Annotated in this window: 4 protein-coding genes; all 4 read right to left on the bottom strand. The window is 64.4% G+C overall.

The window, feature by feature from the left end:
* Positions 1-1,309: FAD-binding oxidoreductase (locus tag JOY90_RS31625; RefSeq protein ID WP_291695019.1), on the bottom strand; the 1,309-nt coding region annotated here is incomplete at its 3' end.
* Positions 1,310-1,395: 86 nt separating this feature from the next.
* Positions 1,396-1,818, bottom strand: a complete 423-nt coding sequence (locus JOY90_RS31620; protein WP_291695018.1) for a DUF5615 family PIN-like protein — start codon at positions 1,816-1,818, stop codon at positions 1,396-1,398.
* Entirely contained in the window at positions 1,818-2,081 is a 264-nt protein-coding gene (locus JOY90_RS31615) for a DUF433 domain-containing protein (protein ID WP_291695017.1), read from the bottom strand. The genes JOY90_RS31620 and JOY90_RS31615 overlap by 1 nt, the downstream gene beginning before the upstream one ends.
* Before the next feature lie 62 nt (positions 2,082-2,143).
* On the bottom strand, positions 2,144-2,674 hold a 531-nt coding region (locus JOY90_RS31610; RefSeq protein ID WP_291695016.1), incomplete at its 5' end, for a GntR family transcriptional regulator.

Raw genomic sequence — 2,674 nt, 5'->3', positions numbered from 1 at the left:
ACATGGTGCCGCTGGTGCCGTGCCGGGCGAAGATCGCGTTGAGGCGGTCCGTATAGTCGGCGAGATGCTGCAGCGGCACCGCGCAGTCCTCGACGAACGACACCGGCTTGCCGGCCTCCTTCATCGACATCATCACGTTGAGCCCGGCGGCGCGGAAATCCGCCACCGCGCTCTGCAGGGCGGGCTCAACAATCTCGACCACGCCGCCCCATTTGCGCACCGGCTTGTCCCAGCCGAAGCCGAGATCGGCCATCAACTCCGAAAGCCGCTTCAGCCGCGCCAGGTTCTCCGCCTGGTCCTCCTCCGCGAATTCGACCACCAGCACCGCCGCCGGATCGTCCTTGATCGCGGCCGATATCACCGGCCTGAACATCGCGATGTCGCGGCCGAGCGAGATCATGGTGCGATCGACCAGCTCGACCGCGATCGGCTTCAGCTTGACCAGGTGCTGGGCCGCATCCATCGCCTCGTAGAAGCTGCCGAAATGGCAGACGCCGAGCACCTTGTTGCGGATCACGGGCCAGAGCTTCAGCTCAACCTGTGTGGTGAAGGCGAGCGTGCCCTCGGAGCCCACCAGGAGATGGGCCATGTTGTTGGCGGCGTTGCGCGGGGTCAGCGCATCGAGATTGTAGCCGCCGACCCGGCGCTGCACCTTCGGGAATTTGTCGGCGATCTCGGCCGCCTCGCGCTCGCCGAGCGCGAGCATGTCGCGGAACAGCGCGAGCCCGCCGTCGGGCGCGTTGACACGCGACAGATCGCGCGGCACCTCGCCGAAATGCAGCAGCGTGCCGTCGGCCAGCGCGGCCTCCATCGCAACCGTGTTGTCGCGCATGGTGCCATAGCGCAGCGATCGCCCGCCGCAGGAATTGTTGCCGGCCATGCCGCCGATGGTGGCGCGCGAGGCGGTGGAGACGTCGACCGGAAACCACAGCCCGTGCTTCTTCAGTTGCCGGTTGAGGTCGTCGAGCACGATGCCGGGCTCGACCACGCAGGTCGCCCTCTCGGCGTCGAGCGCGATCAGCCGGTTCAGGTATTTCGAGAAGTCGACGACGATGCCGTCATTGACGGTCTGGCCGCATTGCGAGGTGCCGCCGCCGCGCGGGGTGATGGTGCGGCCGTCGTCACGGGCGATGGCGAGCGCCCGCAGCGCCTCGTCGATCGTGTTGGGGATCACCACGCCGGCCGGTACGATCTGGTAGAACGAGGCATCGGTGGCGTAGCGGCCGCGACTGAACGGGTCGAACAGCACCTCGCCGGTGATTTCCCTGGCCAGCCGGGTCTGAAGCGGGGATGGGGTGCGGTCGGGCATGTTTGTCCGTAATCGGACTGGAGCTAAAATTCAATCTATTTGGTCGCGGTCCTGTCTTTGCATTCAACCAAATGGATATCTACTACTTAGCGCCACTTGGGATTATTGATGTGGCCGATGTCATATTCGCCCGCATCCCAGCCTCGGACGTGGACGCTCCCGTCGTCGAGCACTTCCATAACCTTGTTCGTCAGGTCATCGTTCATGGCGGCGAACGCCTCCAGCGCTTTCTCGAACAGCGCCGTCTGCTCCAATCTTGTGTCCTTGCGCGGCTCTGGAATCAGAATGACAAGACCTGGGTGAAGCTCAAACTTTGCGTGCTGCTTGAGGAAGTCCCGCCGGTTGACGGTAACGATGATGTAGTCGTTGTCGACGGCGAAGGGCACCAGATTCCAGTCCTGCCAGCCGCCCTTGCCGATGTGGGGGACGTAGGCGGCGTCGTAGCCGCGCGCCTTGGCGATGGCGACGAGATCGCTGGTCAGACATTCATCGATCAGAAAACGATCCATCAGGTGCGTGGCGCGAGCGCGTCGGTCGATTTCCAGTCGGGCCCATAGGTCGCTTTTGCCCAGCGCTCAACCGCATCGATGCCGTCGACAGGCAGGCTCGGGTAGTCCTTGAAGATATCCTCGGCGCGCGTACCAGATCTGAGATAGTTGAGAATGGTCCGGGCCAATATGCGCGTGCCCCGTACCACCGGCTCGCCGCTCATGACCGTCGGATCCTCTACCACTTCGGTTCTGGCCGACACAGTTCGCTTGGGAGCGGGCATTTCAATCTCCTTCGCAACTCATCCTCTGACCCATATCGTCCACGCGTCTTCAGGCGCAATTGTTAAACCGTCTCGGCGGCTTCCGCGAGATGCTCCACCGCCGCGGTCCGCTTGTTGCGCAGGTGCTGGAACAGGATGTCGGCGAGCTCGCTGCCGGCGCGGCGGCGCAGCGCATCCAAAATCGCCTCGTGCTCGCGCATGGCCTCGGCCCAGCGCTGACGCTGGCGGGCGAAGTTCGCGGAATAACGCACCCGGCGGATGCGGCCGGCGATGTTGGCATAGGCTGCACGGAGCGTCTCGTTGCGGGAGGCCGCGACGATGTGCTCGTGGATGCGCTGGTTGGCCTGGAAATAGTTCGGCATGTCGCGGCGCAGATAGTAGCCGTACATCTCGTAATGCAGCCGCTCGATCTCGGCGATCTCCGCGTCCGAGATATGTTCGCAGGCGAGGCGGCCGGCCAGGCTTTCCAGGCCACCCATCATGTCGAACAATTCGTCGAGGTCGCCCGGGCGGAGCTCGCGGACCCGCGCGCCACGGTTGGGCAAAAGCTCGATCAGCCCCTCGGCGGCCAGCACCTTCAGCGCCTCGCGGAG

The sequence above is a fragment of the Bradyrhizobium sp. genome, from assembly GCF_019242285.1.
GTDB lineage: Bacteria > Pseudomonadota > Alphaproteobacteria > Rhizobiales > Xanthobacteraceae > Bradyrhizobium.
The sequence above is the reverse complement of the archived record's forward strand: the minus strand, read 5'-3'. Positions and strand labels throughout refer to the sequence as shown.